We start from the raw sequence: 1,112 nt of genomic DNA on the forward strand, positions 1-1,112 counted from the left end.
AGTTTAGATAATCATTCAATTCTACAAAGAAGGAGAAAATTCCTTTAAAAAAATCTTAAAATGGAAAAATTTACGTGCGGAATATGCGTTTAGTTTGCTTGAACGTTTCTATGCACCAACAAGCGGATCAATCAAATTTGGGGATACGGATATTGAAGAGATCAATTTAACAAATTACCGCAGCCAAATCGGATACGTTTCACAAGATTCTGCGATTATGGCTGGGACAATCCGCGACAATTTGACGTATGGATTAGACGGTACATATACGGATGAACAACTTTGGAACGTTTTAGATTTAGCCTTTGCACGCAAATTTGTCGAAGAAATGCCTGACAAACTTAACACAGAGGTAGGGGAACGCGGGGTGAAAATCTCCGGCGGCCAGCGCCAGCGTATTGCCATTGCCCGGGCCTTTTTGCGCAATCCCAAGATTTTAATGTTGGATGAAGCAACTGCGAGTCTTGATAGTGAGTCAGAGATGAAAGTCCAGGAAGCCTTAACCAACTTGATGAAAGGCCGCACGACTTTAGTCATCGCCCACCGCCTGGCAACCATTGTGGACAGCGACAAGATTTACTTTATCGAAAAAGGCCGGGTCACAGGATCAGGTACACATGATGAATTGGTACGTACGCATGAAACGTATGCAAAATACGTGGCTGAACAATTTAAGGTAGACACACCGGCTATGTAAAGAAGTATTCACGATACAGTGTAACCTGAATCTGTGACGAAAATATAACAAACGCCGTTAATAGGTAGATTTCCCAAGAGTAAGGATATAGTGGTGTCCGACTATTCGATAAATGCACTTTTAGTGATTCAGTATGTAAAAATTTCCCTAGATCACCTGAATGTGGAATGAATTTAATTTGTCTGATATACCAATTATACTAAATTTTATGCGATTTGTTTGCCTTTAAGCGGAAATTTCGTCACGGATTCAGGTGATCAAACTATTTGGTTGGCTCATTTTCCAACCAATTGGATGGAGACCAAATGGCTTCTTCCCGGTAAGATAATAACCTGAATCCGTGACGAAAATATAACAAACGCCGTTAATAGGTAGATTTCCCAAGAGTAAGGATATAGTGGTGTCCGACTATTCG

1 pseudogene is annotated in these 1,112 nt (G+C 40.6%); it reads left to right on the forward strand.

Features of this window, described 5'->3' with window-relative positions:
- Window positions 1–88 precede the first annotated feature (88 nt).
- A pseudogene (locus tag IC21_RS08500) lies at window positions 89–697 on the forward strand (ABC transporter ATP-binding protein); the annotation flags it as partial.
- Window positions 698–1,112 lie beyond the last annotated feature (415 nt).

Source organism: Heyndrickxia coagulans DSM 1 = ATCC 7050, from assembly GCF_000290615.1.
GTDB classification, from domain to species: Bacteria; Bacillota; Bacilli; order Bacillales; family Bacillaceae_C; genus Weizmannia; species Weizmannia coagulans.